This window comes from Nitrosopumilus piranensis (assembly GCF_000875775.1).
Taxonomy (GTDB): domain Archaea; phylum Thermoproteota; class Nitrososphaeria; order Nitrososphaerales; family Nitrosopumilaceae; genus Nitrosopumilus; species Nitrosopumilus piranensis.
The window spans coordinates 1,284,869-1,303,697 of record NZ_CP010868.1 but is presented as its reverse complement, the minus strand read 5'-3'; the positions used below and the strand labels follow the sequence as shown (position 1 = coordinate 1,303,697).

26 protein-coding genes and 1 other RNA gene are annotated in these 18,829 nt (G+C 34.5%); 12 read left to right on the top strand and 15 right to left on the bottom strand.

The annotated features are described in order from the left end of the window. Positions 1-9: 9 nt before the first annotated feature. Positions 10-663, top strand: coding sequence for a hypothetical protein (locus NPIRD3C_RS07900; RefSeq protein ID WP_148703632.1), 654 nt, complete (start codon positions 10-12; stop codon positions 661-663). Here NPIRD3C_RS07900 and NPIRD3C_RS07895 read toward each other — a convergent pair. The 3 genes from NPIRD3C_RS07895 to NPIRD3C_RS07885 are packed head-to-tail and all read right to left on the bottom strand — an operon-like array spanning position 647 to position 2,928. After that, complete coding sequence (locus tag NPIRD3C_RS07895) at positions 647-2,392, bottom strand: DUF2070 family protein (RefSeq protein ID WP_148703631.1); 1,746 nt, start codon at positions 2,390-2,392, stop codon at positions 647-649. The two genes, NPIRD3C_RS07900 and NPIRD3C_RS07895, sit on opposite strands and share 17 nt — an antisense overlap. Positions 2,393-2,399: 7 nt before the next feature. Continuing rightward, on the bottom strand, positions 2,400-2,564 hold the full coding sequence (locus NPIRD3C_RS07890; RefSeq protein WP_148703630.1) for a preprotein translocase subunit Sec61beta: 165 nt from the start codon (positions 2,562-2,564) through the stop codon (positions 2,400-2,402). 34 nt (positions 2,565-2,598) lie between these two features. Next, complete coding sequence (locus NPIRD3C_RS07885; RefSeq protein ID WP_148703629.1) at positions 2,599-2,928, bottom strand: Sjogren's syndrome/scleroderma autoantigen 1 family protein; 330 nt, start codon at positions 2,926-2,928, stop codon at positions 2,599-2,601. A gap of 103 nt (positions 2,929-3,031) precedes the next feature. Between NPIRD3C_RS07885 and yciH the strand changes: the two genes are divergently transcribed. Next, complete coding sequence (yciH, locus tag NPIRD3C_RS07880) at positions 3,032-3,340, top strand: stress response translation initiation inhibitor YciH (protein ID WP_148703628.1); 309 nt, start codon at positions 3,032-3,034, stop codon at positions 3,338-3,340. A 6-nt stretch (positions 3,341-3,346) separates the two neighbouring features. Further along, positions 3,347-4,336, top strand: a complete 990-nt coding sequence (locus NPIRD3C_RS07875; protein WP_148703627.1) for a CPBP family intramembrane glutamic endopeptidase — start codon at positions 3,347-3,349, stop codon at positions 4,334-4,336. Here the strand turns inward: NPIRD3C_RS07875 and NPIRD3C_RS07870 are convergent. From NPIRD3C_RS07870 to cofD, 3 genes are all read right to left on the bottom strand, one after another. Beyond that, positions 4,325-5,233, bottom strand: a complete 909-nt coding sequence (locus NPIRD3C_RS07870; RefSeq protein ID WP_014962921.1) for a transcription initiation factor IIB — start codon at positions 5,231-5,233, stop codon at positions 4,325-4,327. The genes NPIRD3C_RS07875 and NPIRD3C_RS07870 overlap by 12 nt on opposite strands. 116 nt (positions 5,234-5,349) lie before the next feature. Further along, positions 5,350-5,988 carry a 2-phospho-L-lactate guanylyltransferase gene (cofC, locus tag NPIRD3C_RS07865; protein WP_148703626.1) on the bottom strand — a complete coding sequence of 213 codons (639 nt, stop codon included), beginning with the start codon at positions 5,986-5,988 and terminating at the stop codon, positions 5,350-5,352. A gap of 1 nt (position 5,989) precedes the next feature. Further along, positions 5,990-6,910 (bottom strand): 2-phospho-L-lactate transferase, encoded by a 921-nt coding sequence (gene cofD / locus NPIRD3C_RS07860; protein ID WP_148703625.1) that lies wholly within the window; start codon positions 6,908-6,910, stop codon positions 5,990-5,992. A 115-nt stretch (positions 6,911-7,025) separates the two neighbouring features. Between cofD and NPIRD3C_RS07855 the strand changes: the two genes are divergently transcribed. Beyond that, the gene (locus NPIRD3C_RS07855) at positions 7,026-8,393 is read left to right on the top strand and encodes a hypothetical protein (protein ID WP_148703624.1); all 1,368 of its coding nucleotides are present in this window, start codon (positions 7,026-7,028) and stop codon (positions 8,391-8,393) included. 58 nt (positions 8,394-8,451) lie between these two features. Further along, the gene (locus tag NPIRD3C_RS07850) at positions 8,452-8,721 is read left to right on the top strand and encodes a hypothetical protein (protein ID WP_237087640.1); all 270 of its coding nucleotides are present in this window, start codon (positions 8,452-8,454) and stop codon (positions 8,719-8,721) included. A 4-nt stretch (positions 8,722-8,725) separates the two neighbouring features. Here the strand turns inward: NPIRD3C_RS07850 and rnpB are convergent. The 4 genes from rnpB to NPIRD3C_RS07825 all read right to left on the bottom strand — a co-directional run bounded on the left by rnpB (position 8,726) and on the right by NPIRD3C_RS07825 (position 11,496). Further along, positions 8,726-9,004, bottom strand: an RNA gene (rnpB, locus tag NPIRD3C_RS07845) — RNase P RNA component. A 38-nt stretch (positions 9,005-9,042) separates the two neighbouring features. Then, the gene (locus NPIRD3C_RS07840) at positions 9,043-9,666 is read right to left on the bottom strand and encodes a class I SAM-dependent methyltransferase (protein ID WP_148703622.1); all 624 of its coding nucleotides are present in this window, start codon (positions 9,664-9,666) and stop codon (positions 9,043-9,045) included. Between the two features lie 353 nt (positions 9,667-10,019). Beyond that, complete coding sequence (locus tag NPIRD3C_RS07830) at positions 10,020-11,234, bottom strand: NAD(P)/FAD-dependent oxidoreductase (protein WP_148703620.1); 1,215 nt, start codon at positions 11,232-11,234, stop codon at positions 10,020-10,022. Between the two features lie 52 nt (positions 11,235-11,286). Further along, complete coding sequence (locus NPIRD3C_RS07825; RefSeq protein WP_148703619.1) at positions 11,287-11,496, bottom strand: hypothetical protein; 210 nt, start codon at positions 11,494-11,496, stop codon at positions 11,287-11,289. A gap of 93 nt (positions 11,497-11,589) precedes the next feature. On the opposite strand from NPIRD3C_RS07825, the gene NPIRD3C_RS11010 reads away from it, so the two are divergent. Continuing rightward, positions 11,590-11,712: a hypothetical protein gene (locus NPIRD3C_RS11010; RefSeq protein ID WP_255464665.1), complete on the top strand. Its 123-nt coding sequence runs from the start codon at positions 11,590-11,592 to the stop codon at positions 11,710-11,712. Then, the gene (locus NPIRD3C_RS07820) at positions 11,693-12,274 is read left to right on the top strand and encodes an endonuclease dU (protein ID WP_148703618.1); all 582 of its coding nucleotides are present in this window, start codon (positions 11,693-11,695) and stop codon (positions 12,272-12,274) included. Before NPIRD3C_RS11010 ends, NPIRD3C_RS07820 begins: the two co-directional genes overlap by 20 nt. Here NPIRD3C_RS07820 and NPIRD3C_RS07815 read toward each other — a convergent pair. Genes NPIRD3C_RS07815 through NPIRD3C_RS07805 form a run of 3 tightly spaced genes read right to left on the bottom strand, consistent with a single transcriptional unit; the run spans position 12,263 to position 14,346 of the window. Further along, a complete protein-coding gene (locus tag NPIRD3C_RS07815) occupies positions 12,263-13,024 on the bottom strand; it encodes an SDR family NAD(P)-dependent oxidoreductase (protein WP_148703617.1) in 762 nt (253 codons plus the stop codon). The genes NPIRD3C_RS07820 and NPIRD3C_RS07815 overlap by 12 nt on opposite strands. Positions 13,025-13,077: 53 nt before the next feature. Then, a complete protein-coding gene (locus NPIRD3C_RS07810; RefSeq protein WP_148703616.1) occupies positions 13,078-13,956 on the bottom strand; it encodes an NAD(P)-dependent oxidoreductase in 879 nt (292 codons plus the stop codon). 3 nt (positions 13,957-13,959) lie between these two features. Then, positions 13,960-14,346 carry a hypothetical protein gene (locus NPIRD3C_RS07805; RefSeq protein ID WP_148703615.1) on the bottom strand — a complete coding sequence of 129 codons (387 nt, stop codon included), beginning with the start codon at positions 14,344-14,346 and terminating at the stop codon, positions 13,960-13,962. Between the two features lie 80 nt (positions 14,347-14,426). Between NPIRD3C_RS07805 and NPIRD3C_RS07800 the strand changes: the two genes are divergently transcribed. Further along, positions 14,427-14,792: a C2H2-type zinc finger protein gene (locus NPIRD3C_RS07800; RefSeq protein ID WP_148703614.1), complete on the top strand. Its 366-nt coding sequence runs from the start codon at positions 14,427-14,429 to the stop codon at positions 14,790-14,792. Here the strand turns inward: NPIRD3C_RS07800 and NPIRD3C_RS07795 are convergent. After that, positions 14,783-15,085: a hypothetical protein gene (locus NPIRD3C_RS07795; protein ID WP_148703613.1), complete on the bottom strand. Its 303-nt coding sequence runs from the start codon at positions 15,083-15,085 to the stop codon at positions 14,783-14,785. The two genes, NPIRD3C_RS07800 and NPIRD3C_RS07795, sit on opposite strands and share 10 nt — an antisense overlap. A 50-nt stretch (positions 15,086-15,135) precedes the next feature. Between NPIRD3C_RS07795 and NPIRD3C_RS07790 the strand changes: the two genes are divergently transcribed. From NPIRD3C_RS07790 to artG, 4 genes are all read left to right on the top strand, one after another. Continuing rightward, the gene (locus NPIRD3C_RS07790) at positions 15,136-15,333 is read left to right on the top strand and encodes a hypothetical protein (RefSeq protein WP_148703612.1); all 198 of its coding nucleotides are present in this window, start codon (positions 15,136-15,138) and stop codon (positions 15,331-15,333) included. 31 nt (positions 15,334-15,364) lie between these two features. Then, the gene (locus NPIRD3C_RS07785) at positions 15,365-16,027 is read left to right on the top strand and encodes a DsbA family protein (protein ID WP_148703611.1); all 663 of its coding nucleotides are present in this window, start codon (positions 15,365-15,367) and stop codon (positions 16,025-16,027) included. After that, positions 16,028-16,507, top strand: coding sequence for a hypothetical protein (locus tag NPIRD3C_RS07780; RefSeq protein ID WP_148703610.1), 480 nt, complete (start codon positions 16,028-16,030; stop codon positions 16,505-16,507). Positions 16,508-16,752: 245 nt separating this feature from the next. Further along, on the top strand, positions 16,753-17,700 hold the full coding sequence (gene artG, locus NPIRD3C_RS07775; protein WP_148703609.1) for a thaumarchaeosortase: 948 nt from the start codon (positions 16,753-16,755) through the stop codon (positions 17,698-17,700). Here the strand turns inward: artG and dinB are convergent. After that, positions 17,684-18,778, bottom strand: a complete 1,095-nt coding sequence (gene dinB, locus NPIRD3C_RS07770) for a DNA polymerase IV (protein ID WP_148703608.1) — start codon at positions 18,776-18,778, stop codon at positions 17,684-17,686. The two genes, artG and dinB, sit on opposite strands and share 17 nt — an antisense overlap. Between the last annotated feature and the right edge of the window lie 51 nt (positions 18,779-18,829).

The window sequence follows — 18,829 nt, the reverse complement described above, 5'->3', positions numbered from 1 at the left end:
ATTCCTTTCATGTCTCACGAAATCCCATTGAAAATTAATTTAAAAATGATTACTGGATTACAAGGTATAATTCCAGGTGGTGTATCTGTCAAAGATTTTTCTGCTGTTACAAAGATAAATGAGGGTGATTCAAAAATAATTTTAGATGAATTTGTCAAAAATCAAATTGGAACAAAACATGACAATTTCTATTATTTTGAAGATGGGGATAAACTAAAGATAGCCATCTCATTGCTTGAAAAGGGACTCCCAATTGATGAAATTTCAATCGCTCTTGATTGGAAAGATTTTGAAGGATTGACTGCTGAAATTTTATCATCAAAAAATTTTGCTGTAATAAAAAACATGATCTTAACAAAACCCAGAATGGAAATTGATGTAGTTGGAATCAGGTTAGGAATTGCAATTTTAATTGATTGTAAACACTGGAAGCGTTATAGTACGTCGTCCCTTTCTTCTGTTGTAAAAAAACAAATCGAAAGAACAAAACAATATGTTGCAAAAACAGAGGGCGCAATTGCTGTGCCTGTAATAGTTACGCTGTATCAAGACAAAGTAGATTTTATTGAAAATGTACCCATAGTACCTATTTTTCAATTCTCTTCATTTGTTGATGAGTTTTATGGAAATATTGATCAAATGAAAACTATACAAAAAGACTAGTAATGAAGAACCCCACTCCTCCAATCATGAATACTTTGGTAATTTTCAACGAGTTATCTAGTGCCCTAGAGTAATCCTCGTAGATTCCTTGACCCATAACTTTGACCTTTGTCTCGTTTTCTAAAATCTCAAATTTTGCAGTTGAAGTGTTTGATTCGGCGTTACTTGCAATCTCTAAGAACCATTTTGCAAGTTTGTCTGCACTTGTGATTAATCCTAATTGATAGTATCCGTTTCTATTCCTGGCTTTAACAGGGGCGTAATGAGTATCTGAAGTGCAAATTTCAAGTAATTGGAGATCTTTTTTTGCAAACAAATCTATGATTTTTTCTCTAACTCCATTTTCCATATTGTTTGCATCCGCCCACCCTAGAAAGTATTTTTTTTCATTTATTTTGAGACAAACAATTCCTAGTCCTCCCATTCCTAGATCTTCGGTCCATACATCCATGTTGTCTGAGTTTGCATAACCAAATTCAATTGGAAAACTATCTTTTGTTATTAGAGTGTCTAGACATGATTTTGCAGCCTTTAGCATATCTTCTCCATCTTCATTTGAAATCTCTTCGCCCATTGCATTGTGGCAATCAACGATTAGTGGTTTTGAATAGTTTCTATTTTTAGCATATTGTTCGATTTCATTTTTCATGTAATTTGGAATATCTTCCATTCCGTGAGGTGACAATGATAAAAACAATAATGGATTTTTTCCAAAAAGTAATCCGATTACTCTTGCTTTGTTGATTTGTACTGTTACTGGTTCTGTGCACTGTAATCCCTCTTCTTTGATTTTACTATTTTCTAAATTTTTGAGATAATTCTCAACTTCATTTTTTGATGGGAGATTTAATGCATGATCTGATATGCTATGCATTACCATGGCTGAAGATGACAAATTTTTGTAAATTAGATATGGTATGTTGCTTCCTCCAACAGGATGGTATGGCCCTGGATGAATTTCAGGTAACACCATTCTGAATTCTTTACCTCCGTTTTGTGGTGATAATCTGATTTGGGATGTTGCAACTTTTGTCTCACTTGAGCGTTGTTCCATAATTTCTTCAGCTTCTGTATGATCATTTTTTTGAGATGCCAAATATGCTTGAATTGTTTTGTGTGTGCTTTCCATTCCTGGTCTTCCAGCTCTGTCTGTGAGAATGGACCATACGCTTGCAATGATCATAAATGAGACTCCATATCCTAATGCAAGTGGATCACTTAGCATTGGAATCCATTGGTCTTGTGGTACTAAGGCCAAAAACATTGCTAGTGGTTGAACAAAGCAAATTGCCCATGCTCTCTTTATGCTTACACCAAGTGTTGTTGTGTAAATCCCGATTCTAAAACTTGCAAATAGAAACATACCAAATGTGATCAAGAACAATGATGGCTCTTTGGATAACACTAGACTTGCAAGTAGTCCTAACAATACTGTTGCTGCCCATAACATGTTTGCAAATAATGATGAATGCAATGACTTTGAGTATTCTTTTTTCTTTGTGAATCTGGTGTCAAGTAATTGTGTTAAGAAAAGTACCGTGATTACTGCAAGAACTACATGCCATGTTTCTTCTATATTAGTTCCAAAGTAGCCCAAAAGTGTTGCCAGTGAAATTATTGCAGCAACCCCTAATGAGACAAATAGTGAAAAGTAATGTGAAGACGGATTGACTAGAGTAAGGGAAAACCTGTTGTGGATATTTGATACATCATCTGGTGCTTTTTCCATTGTTTCTTCACGGAGCTAGAAAGATATCGATTGCCCATGATACTGCAATTAGGCTGATGGGAATTGATACTACGATTTTTGGATCCACTCTGAATCCTTTTGTCTCATCTTCAAAGAATCTCATGAGACCTCCACTTGATGCTGGGAGTGGTGCTGATTTCTTATCTGCCATTCTATCTCAAAACAAGGATTTTGACATAAAAACTTTATTGTTTGTCTTTTATCTTTTCGATCGTTTCTAACAATGAATTTATTGATTTTAGTATTTCTTGTTGCTTAGCATGATTTTTTTCGTCTTCTAATTCCTTTGATAGGACTTGTAGTTTCTTTTCTAAAGTACCTAGAATTGGAGATTGAGCCTCAATTGGTTTTGTTTCTGGAATTTCTTTTTTTTCAGGTTCACGGCCACAGCTTATGCATAATGCATGGCCTTCTTTCATCACTCTTACTCCCTTACAGTAGGGGCAGGGTTCACTAAGCAGTGTTGCCCCTTGCAACAGCATCTCTGCTGCTTTTTTTGTCAGATCTTTTGACACGGTTCTTCTTGTATTTTCTATCTAAAAAATCTCATTATTTTTTAAAATATTCTATATTCAAACAAGGCTTAATAGTGCGTATAATTGAATTCATTTCGAACGAATGGCAGTAATTTGTAATACTTGTGGTCTTCCAGAGGACTTGTGTGCATGCGGTGAACTTGCCAAAGATAGCACCAAAATTATAATTCGATTAGAAACAAGACGATTTAAGAAAAAAGGTACTATGATTGAGGGCTTGGATCCTAAATTAAATAATTTAGAGACTGTTGCAAAAGAACTCAAAAGCAAATATGCATGTGGCGGAACTGCCAAAGAAGGTTATATTTTCTTACAAGGTGATCATCGTGATACCATCAAAGATACATTGACCAACCTAGGTTTTGCTGAAGAAAGTATAGAACTGCATTAAAGCAAATTGCAAAATAAAACCAAGTTACTCCAAGCCATTGGAATTCCTTTTACTGCATTACTATCAGTAATTTTTGGATTACTTCTTGTATCTTTTCCTATAGGCGCATTTGTAATATTTGAAAGTGATGTTGGAAATGATATCAATTATGATTTCCCTGTAACTCATTTAGCACTTTTTGAAGGAACTTCAATACACCAGACTTTTTCTAATATCAGCATAGGTGATGTCTTTGTTGTCTTGTGGATTTTTTATGCTGTATTGTTTGTAATTGCACTTTTGGGTCCCCAAACAGGATTTTTAAAATCATTTACTTCTATCATCTCTTTTGGAAAATATGATGCCACTTCAAATTATATGATTGGTGTCACAAAATGGCTTTCTATCTTAGTTTTAGTTTCTGTGGTGATTAATTTTGTTCAAGAACAATTTGGTATTGTTACAGTTCCTCCACTTGATGACAATGATTTGATTCAATTTTTCTATGTTTCACTTGCACCTTTGATAGAAGAAGTTGGGTTTCGTTTAATTCTACTTGGAATTCCATTATTTGCACTCTATTCTCACAGAACATCTCCAAAATATTTTCTAAAATGTTTGTGGTCTCCTAGAAATCTTGATGTTTATGATTCTAGAAAAGCTATATTCTTGATTGTTTTTGTTGGTGTTTTATTTGGATTTGCACACATTGCGTTTGGAGATTCTTGGAGTGAAGGCAAGTTTGCACAAGCAACTGCGGGTGGCATTATTTTAGGATGGGTCTATCTTAGGTTTGGTTTTGTTGCATCCCTGTTAATTCATTGGGCAACAAATTACTTCATATTCTCTTATGCGACTTTTATCTCACAGATTAATTCTATATCTATTGAAAACGCATTTTCGCATTCTCTAATGTCTACTTTAGAATTGTTACTTTTGGCCTCTGGAATATTCTCTGTGGCGATGCTGTTTCTAAGTAGATTTTATTTCAAAAAAGAATCTGCACTAGAGATTTAAGGCTACTTTCAATCCTTTGTATCTATTTCTAATTGTTACTTCTGTAACCCCTGCAGCTTCTGCAACATCTCTTTGTGTTTTGTTTTCACCATTTGTTACACATGCAACATAAAGTGCAGCCGCCGCCAATCCCATTGGATCTTTTCCTGCTGAAATTTTATTTTCTTCAGCTGTTTGTAAAATCTTTGTTGCTTTTCTTTTTGTTTTTTCTGATAGTCCTGCTTTACTTGCAATTCTTGAAATACATTTAATTGGATCCACAACGGGCATCTTCAAATTTAATTCCCTTAACAATAGTCTGTAACATCTTGCAATGTCTTTTCTTTTGATGTTGCTTGCTTGACCAATATCTTTTAGCGTTCTTGGAGTTTCAGTATCACGACATGCTGCATAAAGTGCTGATGCAATAAGGGCTGAAATAGACCTACCTCTAACTAGTCCTTTTTCAAGTGCTTTTCTGTAAATATAAGCTGCTTTTTCTATAACTGCATCACCTACTGCAAGTTTGTCTTTGAGTCTGTCTAATTCACTGAATGCTTGTCTAAAGTTTCTATCAACTGGCTCATGAACCTGACTTCTGCTATCCCATGTTCTTAATCTTTCAATGGTGCTTTTCATAGAAGCTGTTAGTGGTTTTCCTGTAGCATCTCTGTTTTGGGGATTGATTACAGTTGCCAGTCCCATATCGTGCATCGCAAGTGATGTTGGAACACCTGCTCTGCTTTTGTTTTCACCTTCGTTTGAAAATGATCTCCATTCTGGACCTGACTCTTCAACTTTATCTGTAATTACAAATCCACATTTGCCACAAAAATTCTCTCCTGTATTGGCATCGGTAACTAGTGTGCCTTTTCCGCATCTTGGACATCTGTCCTTTGGATTTACTGTTTTAACCATCTTAATCTCCCAAAACCTTTTATGATAATATTTAACATTTTCTAAACCATACCTTATAAGTCTGCTGGTGATCGTACCTAAAAAAAAGGTAATTTTCTGGATATTTTTTGATTCTTTTAGTCTATTTCCAAAATATTTTTAATTTTTTCTGCAATGTGTGGTTTTTCTTTTTGCTCTAAAAGGAATTTCAAATCTTCGGAATTGTCTATATCCCACATGATTCTTTTTACAAATACCATTGCAACATTTAGTGTGTGCTCTTTTGCAGTATTCATGTGAATCTTGTAACTGTCTTCATCATAATGAGTCTCCATTAAATCGATTGGCATTCTGACTAGTGCATTAGTGCCATCAAATCTTCTTGATGGAACAATTATGGCAAAATTGGGAGGTGACTTGTAATTTAGCATAAAATCAATATCTTGGGTTTTGATGTATGGTATATCCTGAGGAAAAACAATGGATGCATCATAATTGTTCTCTAAGAGATACTTGTCTGCAAGTACAACTGCGCTGTTTACACTTTCTTCTTTTTCATCAATTATGGTATTAGTGTTAAATTTTTTGCCTATCTCAATTGCTTTTTCTTCTTTTGTCACCATGATGACTTTGTCAATTTGTGGGGAAATCGAAACTGTATGTAGAATTTCTTCTAACATCACTTTGCACAAATCTTCAATTTTTTGAGGAGATAAATCTAAACGCGTTTTTGCATTAGAGAAAGTCTTTACAGGAATTATTGCAGCTATTTTCAAATTATACGTGTACTTGTTTTAGGATGAAATTTGCTAATGCATCTTCGGCTAATTTATTTTTCATAGTAATTTTTGTCTCAAAAACTTTCATATCTAGACTTTGAATCTTCTTTACTAACATTCTATCTTTGGTATCAACAATTATGTTAGAACATACGTCAGAATACATCTTTGCTAATCCATAAGCATTTGACTCTATGCCTGCAGCCTGCATGTATTTTGCAGCAGGACCGCTAATTGCATTATCTCCGATTAATGGACTAATTGCTACAACTTTTTTCTTTATTTTGGATAACTCTTTTCTAATTCCTTTGATCTGGAGCATTGGTCCAATTGAAGTCAATGGATTCCCTGGAGCTAAAATTACCATGTCTGCATCGTGTATTGCATTTACTGCTTCAGGATTAGGGCGGGCTTTGTCAGCTCCGATGTATTGAATTCCTTCAACAGGATCTTTTCCTCTATGCTTTACCCAATATTCTTGTAAATGTAATTCTCCTTTATCTGTAATAATTCTAGTTTCAATGCTGTTGTCTGTAACTGGAATGATGTTTGCACTAACTGCAAATTTTTCACACATCCATTTTGTAATGTCGCTAAGATTTTTTCCGTTCTTTAACATGTTTGTTCTAATTAGATGTGTTGCAGCATCTCTGTCTCCTACTCTAAACCATGTCTCTTCTCCAAAAACTTCCATCTGACGCAAAAAATTGAATGTGTCTTTTTTAATTCCCCAACCTCTTTCTTGATCAAGCAAATCTGCTAATCCATAAACAATTGTATCAATATCTGGGCATACATACAGTCCATACAACCAATAATTGTCTCCCACATTGCTGACTACATTAACTTTGGATTCCTGTGAAACTAATCCTCTGACTAGTTTGACTGAACCTGTCCCTCCTGCTAAAACTGTAATCATACCATTTTCTCCTAAAACTGCAAAGTCTGAAGACCTTACTCCATATTACTTTTTCAAAAAATACCGATCTTTACGTTGGATAAGTTTATTACTACAAATAATTGCTTTCTAGATCGTGTCTAGGGCAGTCACTTTAACAATTTTACTTGCTGGTCTACTTGTTATTGGTTCTACTAGTCCTGTATGGGCTGCTCAAATGGATGCAAAAATCAATCCAAACAGTGAAAGTTCTCCATTTAAGATGAATTATCAAAAGACCGTATTCATCGAGTACCCAAATGGTGGCCAACTCTTTGATGTCTTAAGAGGCCAAGAATGGACCATTGAAGGAACTGCTGATTCATCAGATCCTGGTGTTCAAAATTTGATAAGACAACTTAATGATAAAATTAAAGCAGATGGAAGTCAGGCTCATATTTCTGACTTGAATGTTTCTTATGATATCCATCTTAAAGCAAGAAACATCAACACATCTGTTGATTATAGAGTAATCCTTGAAGGAACTTTAACAAATTATGTGATTACCAAAGACTCTCAAAAAACACTCGTTGATTTGGGGTGGAGAGGACTAACTGCAAATGGTGATGTTGTCATTGACGGACATGAAATTAATTTTCCAATAAACATTTTACTTGAAGTAGAACCTGAAGCTGCAGCATTCTTTGTAGGCACTGAGGCTGAAGATGTTTTACGAAAAAATCTCATTAATGCTGACTTTATCTTGCAACAACCATTAACAAACTGGCATTTCTTATTTGATCCAACAGGAATTAATGTTGATGCTGGAACCTTTGGTCTAAGTCAAGAAATTTCTGGATTTGTAGTTTCTAGTTGGACTATGGGTGAAAGTAGTATTAGAGAAGGAAGACAAGTCGAAAGAGTCTTTGAAGCAGAAATTGTTGCAGACCAACCATATGTTGTTAGAAGTGTTCAATCTTCAGATCAAGGAAACTTGTATGCAATTGGATTTGGTGCTTTAGATATTTTTGATGGTGTAGAGATTGCAGGTGTAACTCCAACTCCTCCAGAAGATTATGCTACGACTTCTACAGGTGATTTCCCTGTTATGATTATTTATGGAATGGCTGCAATTGCCGCAATTGCAGGTGGTGCATTCTTTATGTTTAGTAATCGTCAACTAAAGAACACAAAAGAGGGTCAGCAAGGAATTGATCCAAGTAGATTACAAGGCTATCAAACTAGCGCCTCATCAGGTGGTTATCAGACCAACAGAGGAGAAGCCCAACTAAAAGACGATGCTGGTTATCAGCAGACACGTAGTGTTTATGATGAAACATCTGAACCCACTGAACCAAATCCTCCACAACCTGAGGGTGCAATTGAAGAGGCAGCATGTGGGTGTGCAGCATCAGCCGATATGGGATCTGAATGTGATTGTGAAATGCAAGGTGCATGTTTGTGTGATGCAACATGTGGATGTAATGCAGAAATCTGTAAAGAACAAGCCAACTCTATGAGTTAGATTTTTAGAAAAGTTTTCTAGTTTTACTATGGGTTTTTTATCCAATTTTAAAAAAGATTTGAAATTTGCTAAAGCAAAAAAGGCAGCTCAAATTAATGGGGAAACTCTCAAAGGACTACTTAAAACATTCAAAGAAGAAAGGGATAGAATAGAAAAAGAAACTGGTACTAGACCTGAGATTGATGAGACTACACAAATGTACATGCAAAAAATTCTAAACGTTTGGATTTTTGAAGGCAAAAAAATTGACGAAGAAAAATTTTGGAGAGAAGTTGATTATAACAGACAGTTTTCTCATCCAGTTGAATACTATGAAATTAAAAATTAAAAGTGTGTGCTGGGAGTAACCCTCCTTCTGTTTTCACGATATTTCGCTTTGCAGCCTACCTGAACTTGGTACAGGAACTTACAGTTCTGTTTGGCTTTGCTCCATGTGGGTCGGCTTTTTCATTCCTTTTATGGAAACCTCAGGTTTTGCCATCATAGTGCGCCATATTGGATTTTTTTCTGCTCCGTTGCCAATCATCTCTGATTATCTATCTCCAGATCACATTTCCTGTATGGAGGGAGGAGTTTCCTCTGCCGTAGCAGCGTGTCGTGCTCCAGCTCACATAGTTATGGTATCTGTTTATTGAATTTGAATATTACCTTAGACTTTTGTGCCTATGATGAACAAAGTTCCAAACTCTCTTTTCCATTTCTTTTTACTTTTCAAATCTTTGACGTGTTTAGTTTTTACATGAAATCCTGCAGTTTCAAAAAACTGTTTCCATTCTTTTTTTGAGTGCAAATGCATCTGTATTTTCATTACATCTGCCCACCTTGCAGTTGCTTTGTTGTCTGCATAAAAGTCTGTACCACAAAAAAACTGTCCTCCTGATTTTAACAATCTGTAAATTTTTTTGAGTGCTTCCTCTATGGAATCTGAATAATATAGAGTCTCCATTGAAAAAATGAAATTGAATTTTCCTCTATATTTCCATGATTCTATATTTGTATGAATGAATTCTTGATTTTTATTATCTTTCTTCTTTTTTGCTTGAATGATCATTTTTTTGCTTTTATCAATCCCTACTGCTTTTTTGCAGTTACTTTCTTTGGAAATTTTTCTTACGACCCATCCATTTCCACATCCTACATCAAGAAAACTAAAAGGTTTGTCAAATGACACTTTTTCTAAAAACTTAGATACGTTTTTTCCATGTTCTATCTCCATTAATTCGGCCCTGCCATTTTGAGCCCACTCATCAAATGTTTTTCTAACCCTATCCATGGAATTTGTTTTTTTAAATTACATTATAATCTTCGTCTTACTGATCATTGATATGAATAATTTCTACGTGCTGCTTATATTCAATTTTTCTAAATATCTTTTGAATAGAAATGCCTGATGAATCATGCAGAAGATGTGGTGGAAAATTGACAGAGCACACAAAATGTGCTCATTGTATGAAACCTAACATCATGATTTGTAGAGATTGTAGTCTTTGTACTGCTGAGCAATTTCATTCAATTTGTATGTCTGTAAAGACAGACCAGACCAATACCGTGCCCTATTTCAAGTCCTGCAACTACCCTGGGGTAGTTACCATGGCTTGATTTTAGAATCTTGTTGCAAAAAGAAGACTAGTTTTTGCCCTTGACTAAATTAAATAATTGTCTGACAGCAAGTTTTGGGTGACGTGTTGCTAATTTTACCATATTTGATAATCCAAAATCTGCTTTTATAAAATCTAGGAATTCTTCAGATTTTAGTTCTTTAATGATGTTTAACTCTTTATCCCATTCTTCATCTGTGAGTCCTATCCATCTGTCCTGAACTCTTCCAGCAGAATTAATTTTTGACTCTATCTCCTTTCGCCAGTGATCCTCATATGGATACAATGAATTCTTGTCAGTATTGCCTGATTTGATAGCATCTGATGCTACCTTTCCTGCAACTCTTCCAAATCTGATTGCGTATCTTATTCCCTCTAATACAAGTGGGTTTGCTTGACCTGCAGAGTCTCCTACTAGAATCAAATTATTAAAGACAGTTTGTCTTGACAGTCCATCATTTGGTATTAATCCGTAATGAAATTCTAGTTGGGTTATTTTTCCTAGTTTTTTTATTGGACCCACTCTGTTGTCAATTAATTCATTGAGTCTTTGCGTAGGATCCACATCGGATTCTGGTTTTCCAACTCCTACCCCTATTCTGACAATGTTGTCTCCTAATGGGAAAATCCATGCATATCCTGCAGGCGAATACTGTTGTCCTACCATAAGCCACCATGTCTCAGAGTCAACGTTCTCAGCTTTTACTTCATATTCTGCACCCGCTCCGAATCTCTCCCATTGTGTAACATATCCCATAGCTTTGCAAACGGTTGAAGGAAATCCACTTGCATCAATGACTACTTTGGAGTTAAATGTAATTTTTCCATTAGGTTCTGAAGCTCTGACCCCTATGATGTCCCCTTTGTCATTTTTTATTACTTCATTAACATTTGTTTTAACAAAAATATCTGCCCCTGATTTTTCAGCTTGCTTTGCTAGCCATCTGTATGTTTTTCTAACATCTAATACTGCAGCTCTTGGAACTGAATCACTTATTGTAACTTCGTTATTTGGGGAACAAAATGAAAAATTCCTAATTGGATTAAAGCAATCATCTGGTATTCCAAACTCTTTGATATTTTTAATCCATGTAACTCCGCTAGTCCTTACAGTTTCTGCAATCGATTCCTCTTTTTCAATTAATGCAACCCTTGTGCCGTTTTTTGCAGCTTCAAATGCGGCTGATGATCCTGCAGGACCTCCACCAACAACCACTAAATCATAATCATATGTGTCAGACAATTGGTTTGAATCAATAATATCTAGGATATAATTTTGAGGAAAACCTGAAAAACTATTTTTTCAATACAGGCACACCGTTTGAATCATTCTCTCTTTCTGAATCAAATGTGCTCATATGTGCTGGATCTCTATGCATGTAACTGTGAGTTTCCCCTTCTGTTTTTCTACAGAATTTTGAATGAATTGTCTCTTCAATTTTTAGTGTGGTTTCATTCTCATGAAATAGACGTTTACCACAGTCTGGGCATATGAATTCAGGCATAATTTTAATCAATATCAAATCTATTTAGATGTTTCAGACAAAAACGAGTCTTCTGATCCGAAACTTTAGATGTTTAAAAATCTCTTATTTTTCATGGATGAATCTCAAATCTCATCTTTTGTAATGTGGTCTGCAGTTACTGGAATCATTATGCTTGTCACTGGATTAAGCTATCGTGCATATATGAGGAAGAAAAATGAGATCTCTTCATCTTGAAAAAAAAGGTCTGCGTGGATTAGCTATTGCTGAGAGTTTCAAACAAAACTCTAGAAAATCTGTTTTTTCTGGTATTGTGATGAGAAGAGATTTTGTTATAGATGGATTTGTTTTTGGAAGCGCTACATTAGAAGGCGATGATGCAACTGATGCAATATTGAAGATGTATTATGACCTAAACAGGTCTGATATCAGTTATGTTCTGATTTCAGGACTAATTGTTTCAATGTATAATATCATTGACATCAAAAAATTATTTGATATATTAAAAATTCCACTTATTGGAGTATCTTATCATGATTCAGATGGGATAGAGGATTCAATAAAACACCATTTCCCAAATTCTTTTGAATCAAAACTAAACAAGTATGCTAAACTGGGAAAACGTAAAAAAATTACCTTGAGTACATCTTATGATGTTTTTGTTAGAAAAGAAGGTTGCACATTAAATGATGTAAAACATCTTCTCAATGATTTAACATTACATGGAACAGTTCCTGAACCAATTAGGGTCTCTCAACTTTTGGCAAAAACATTACTTGAGAAAGGATTATCCTTCTGAAGCTGTCTTTCCGCCATCAACATTAAGAATTGCTCCAGTGACCCAGCTTGCTTCATCAGAAGCCAAGTATAACACTGCATTTGCAACATCTTCTGGTTCTCCAACTCTTGCAAGAGGTAATCTTTCTTCTAGAACTTTTCTTGCTTGAGGATCATCAAGGTATGGCTTAATAGAGCCTGAGTTAATAATTCCTGGATTGATGCAATTACATCTAATGTTTCTTCTTGCATATTCTACTGCAATTGATTTTGTGAACATGGGGATTGCTGCCTTTGTAGAAGAATACACTGCTAAATGTACTCGTGGGATAGCTCTCTCACTTGAGATAGAACCAATATTTACAATTGCCCCACTTCTAACATCTGACATCTTTGCCAAAACAGATTTTGTCATATTGAACACTCCTAACAGATTCACATCAATCAATTTTTTAATTTCCGAATCTTTCATTTCGTGAAAATGAATAGGATCATTGATTGCCCCTGCATTATTTACAAGGATGTCTATTTTTCCATATGTGTCCATGATTTGATTTACAACTTGTAATGTTTGAGATTCATCTGTTAAATCACAAGTCATTGAGACAGTGGAATCTTCGTTTCCGATCTCTTTTCTGGTTTCTTCTAATTTCTCAAGATTCCTTGCAATAAGAATAACTTTGGAACCTTCATCAGCAAATCTCTTTGCAATTCCTTTACCAATATCACTAGAAGCACCAGTAACAATGGCTACTTTATCTTTTAATCTCATGATTTGGTATATTTCTAATAACTTATAGAATTTTTGTTAAATTTCGTTCCTGATTATTTGGATTCATTAATTCGTTTAAGATATTCAATAATTCCTGTATAGTCAATTTCCCCTAGTCCTTCTTTTATCGCATTTTCGTACACTTCTTCAGCTTTTTGTATCATGGGCAGTTCAATTCCTAAATCTTTTGCAACACTAGTCATTGTAGAAATATCTTTTTTTAAATTTGCAAGTGTAAATGTTGGATCATAGTTTCTATCTATCATCTTAAATGCCTTTTTTTCACTCATCCCAGTTTTAAAATAAGTCGAATTTAAAATCTCGAGAAATTTTTTAGGATCTACTCCTGTCTTTTTGACTAGTGTTATTCCTTCAGACAATGCAAGTGCAAGCATGGTGATTTGCAGATTCATGGCTAGCTTGATAGAATGTGCAACACCACTTTCTCCTAAGAAAAATACCTTATTTGCAATTTTTTCAAATATGGCTTTGCACTCTTCAAAACTTTCTTTATCTCCTGAAACCATCATTACCAAATCGCCTGTAATTGCTACGTTGGGGCCTCCCATTACTGGTATGTCTAATTTGTTAATGTTGTATTCTTGAAATTTCTCTGAAATATTTTTTGATTCTGAAGGATCAATTGTACTCATATCTGCAACAATTAATTCATTATTTTCTGCCTCTATGATTCCATTTTTACCAAATGAGACTTGCTTTACTGCATCCGCATCCTTTACAACTATAATTACTAAATCTGATTTTTTTGCAACATCTTTTGGTGAATCAACAACCGTAGCTCCTTTCTCTTTTGACTGCATGGTCTTTTTTTCATCTCTATTGAATACAGTGACTTTGTAACCTGAATCTAACAAGTGTAATGCAACTGCATTTCCTAACATCCCTAAACCTATGATTCCTATATTTTTCATATTCTAATGACGCTCCTCATCTTCAATTTCCCATTGACTATTTCCAAATCTTGGTGCTACAAATTTTAACTGTCCTATTGTTTTATCACTCTTTTTGACTTTGGCAAAATCAAATTTTTTCATACTTAGCACTTTCTCTTTTGGCTTGTATCCTCCTTCGATAACTTTTACTTTGAATCTCTTACTTGCTTTAATTATCATCTTTCTAGCTGCTTGAACATCTCCAACCCATGAAAACATCTCAAAGTCTCCAAAATTCTTTGTTGATACCGTATACCCATACAATCTTGCTTCAAGTTTTGTTTTTTGTGATTTTGCTTGCTCATTTAACCACGCAATTACTTCTTGGCCATGACCTTTCTCTATCCCAAAAGTTTCTGAATCTCCCATTACAAAATTCACAATATTGAACCATAATAATCATTTTCGATAATTGTTAAACTAAAATATTGAGTTGCGTCAAATTATTCATGCTTACAATTGACTGTAAAGATGTTTTACCAATCAAAAATGAACTTGTAGTATATGTCTCAGATCAAGTTGCAGCCATACCTACACTAAAAAATAACCAATTTACTTTATCAACTTTGGATGATGAGGCAATTGACACCAATACTGTAGTTACTGCAATCAAAGAATTTTTAGATTCTATTGGGGAAGGACGTAATTTTGCTGTCATAGGAAATAACAATTTCATCAGTATCACTTCTGTGTCTGGAAAAGTTATTGAAAGAGAATCTACTCAACAACAAGAAATGTTCTCATGCTCACATTGTGGATTTGTAACTCGATATCAAGTTGAACTCAATACTCATATGAGAATCCATTACCTCTGAATCTTTTTAAAAATTCTAGGTATTGTATTTTTTCTAATCTCTGGTATCTCCATTCTCATTGCAAAATTATAATGTGGAAATCTTTTTTTGTATTCTGAAATGTAACTTTGTGCAATATTTTGTGTTTTAAAATCCACTCTGACTCCATCTAGTTTTGTCTCTTTTCCAAAAATATCGTAAACTACTATTGAATGTCTGTTTGGTTTAACATAGAATTTTGTACTACAATACCACATAATTCCTAGTGTAACTACAAAGAATCCTGTAACAAATTTATCTAGAATTTTTCTCACATGTTGATTTTTAACAGGATCTTTATAAGCACTAATTCTGATTAATTATTATGGATAAACCACCAAGAAACAATGTCACAAAGGTCTATTGTGAAAAATGTGATCTTGTATTTGAATCAAGAGAGCAATTTGAAAAACATCTTGATAGTCACTCTTCTGGTGTTCAATGTGAGGTTTGTCCAATTGATACTGCTATTGCAAAATTTACCAATCTGTTTAGACGAAAATCATCTCATAATTTGGAATAAGTTTTTTTAACTCATCTCAGATATTTTGAACATGAATAAAAAAGGTGTAATTATAGGCGTCACATCTATTGCCATTATTGCTGGAATTGTAGCATCATTATCTTCAACCCCTACTGAAACTGTAAATCTTGACATGACTAGAACTCATGGAACTATCTCTACTGCCATGGGTTCTCCTATACTTGGTGATCCTTCTGCTTCTGTAACTATTGTTGAATTTGGTGATTATCAATGCCATCAATGCTATAATTGGTTTCATAACACTAAACCTGCTATAACTCGTGATTATATTAACACAGGAAAAGCCAATTTGGTTTTTGTTGATTTGGCATTTTTGGGAAAGGATTCACCAAAAGCTGCTCAAGCATCATACTGTGCTGAAGATCAGGGAATGTATTGGGAGTATCATGATGTACTTTACAATTCCCAAGAACCTCAAATTGATAATGGTTGGGCTAATACTGAAAGACTAAAGGCTTTTGCATTTTCAATGGGATTGGATATGGAATTGTTTGAGAGTTGTCTTGACTCTGGAAAATATTCTAAACGTGTTCAATACAATAGTCAACAAGCAAGAGATCATGGTGTAAGAGGAACTCCTGGATTCTTTATTGTAGGTCCTGATGGGCAACACCAGATTGGCGGTGCACAACCATTTTCTGTGTTTAAGCAAATTTTGGATCCCATGGTATAAATGACAAACACAGTCAAACTTGTTTTTTCAAATTTTAGATATGTTGTATTGTCTGTTTCTATATTTGTTCCAATGCTAATTGGACTTCTGATATTATCTGAATATATTTTTCTGGAGCCTTATGTTGTAAGCCATCTTCCATCTGGTACTGAATTTGGATTTATTTTGATTGTCATTTTATCTGCCTTATCTGCGTTGGTAATTCCAATGAATGTCTTTAGAATAAAATTACTCCAAGGCTCAAAACAGAAAATGGGTGGTGGCATTTTTGGTTCTATAATTGGGGCTGCAGCTGGTGCTTGTAGTTGTGGACCAATTGGGTTTGCAGTGATCTCAACCTTTGGCTCTGTTGGCGCTACTGCAACTGCATTTCTAACAAATTATGAGATTCCAATCCGACTGGCTGCAATTGGGATACTGGCAATTACTTACTTTACAACAGTAAAATCACTCAAAGTTGAATGTAAGATAGAATCCTGATTTGATGTACAAGAAATTACCATTTAGGCAAACGTTTTCGACCTTCGGATGTATCTTAAAGTCCGTTAAACTATTGGTGTGACATTCATTTATGTTCCAATTAGGCCAAGTAGGAGAGATCCAGAAGCTGATGAAATAGAAGATGCTGAAGAGTAAGCATCTTTTTCCCATTTGTATTGTGAATAATTGAATTTTTAGAATTTTCAAAGTCGAGCTATTTATTTGCCTTTTTCAAGTTTAACTTAATGCAAAACTGGAGTATGATTGCTGGAATTTTGATAATTGCCAGTCCGATCCTGTTTTCTATGATCGCATATCCTGATTCTATAGCTTGGAGTTGGAATGAAGGAAGAGGAGGATATCTTTTTGCACTTGTTTTTGTTGTAGCTGAACTTGTTGGTCTAAAAATTGTTATTTCAAAAAAACGATTACTTGCAGTAATTCCAATAGCACTACTTACTATTTCCTATTTGGTTTCATTAGAAAATGGTTTACGCGATTACTTAGTTGCATCTGCAGAACAATTTGATGTTCAATTAATCTATTCTTGGACATGGATGTGGGACTTTATTGTTATGGCAATTTTCATTGTTGTTGCATTATCAATTTTCTTTGGAAGGAGATGGATTCGAATTGCACCTGCCGGACCTATCTTCTTAACTGGAACTGCAATTATTTTGTCTCTTGATGCTTTCTTCCCTTATGACACACTTGGACCTTTACAATACATTGTTCCATACTTTGTACAAGCAAATGTTTGGGTAATTACTGCACTTGATCTTGGTACTGCCATTGCAAGAGATAACGTCATGTTCCTACGTGGTGATCATGGTTCTATGGCACTTCAAGTATTCTGGCCATCAGCAGGTGTTCACAGCATCATAATTTTCTCATTGGTAATTGGGGCATTCATGTTAAAGATGAATATTCCTAGAGCAAGAAAATCAATGTATTTTGTTTTAGGTATAATTGGAACAATTACTGTAAATTTAATTAGAATATTCTCATTATCTTGGTATGCCCTCAAAGTGACAACTGATCCTGTCGCATGGGAAGAATATCACAAAATCGCAGGTGAAATAATGTTCCTGCCGTGGCTATTTGCATTCATTTTAGTTGTCATTTTGATAGAATCTAGACGTTTGAAAAAACTAGAGAAACAAGGTAAATTGCCGTCTAAAAATAACTCGTAATATCTCTCTGTCCCTGACTCTCTGAAAGTTCTGAAACTTTTACCCCAAGCCGCCTAATTGTGATTGTTTGGTTTTCTAATGCTTCTCTTAGTAATTGCTCTGCTGTTTTTTCCAATTCCTCCAAACTCATAGTTGGGTTTCTGAGCATTTTTGATTTTGACTTATTTGATAAATCTGATTGAACAAAATTTATTCCAACTGACTTGAACATTTGATTTTTTTGTTTAATGACCTCGTGAACTTCCTTGCATAATTCTAATAGATTCTCTAAAAGAAAAGAGTAATCCTTTGAATCTTTTTTTAGAGTTGTAATTTTTCCATGTTGAATACTTGGCTCTCTTTTGTGTACTGGTTCGTTATCAATTCCTCTCACTGAATTGTAGATGTATGTTCCACTTTTTCTGCCAAATTCTTTATTTAATGTAAATACATCGAGTTTTTTTAACTCGCCGATTGTTTCCAAATTCATTTCTGCAAATCTTTGTTCTGTTTTTTTACCAATACCTGGTATGTCCCTTATTTTTAATGACTCTAAAAATTCATCAATTTTTTCTGATGAAACTATTGTTAGTCCGTCTGGTTTTTGAAAGTCAGAAGCAATCTTTGAAATTAGTTTGTTTGGCGAAATTCCAATTGAGCAACTGAGCTTTGTTTTCTCTCTAATGGAATTTTTAATTTGTTGAGCCAAATGACTTGCTTTGTGGAAATCACCTTCTACTCTTTTTGTTACATCCAAATATGCTTCGTCTCTTCCAACATACTCAAAAATATCTGCAAACTCTTCCATAATCTTCATCGCCTTTTCCGATATTTCTGAATAGTAATCAAAATCCACAGGCAAAAAAACAGCATCGTTTCTTTCATCCAATCTTTTTTTAGCAAATACTATCGGTATTCCTGATTTTACTCCATACTTTCTTGCAGTATAATTTGCTGTTGCAATGGCTCCGCTATCTCCACCTCTATCTGAAAAAACACATACGCAAACTGGTTTTGATTTTAATTCTGGTGATCTTATCTCTTCACACTGGGCATAAAAATAATCAAAATCTATGTGGAAAACTATTCTTGTTTCCAATACTTTGTAATGAACTTTAGATTATTACTATATTGTGCATTAATCTAAATA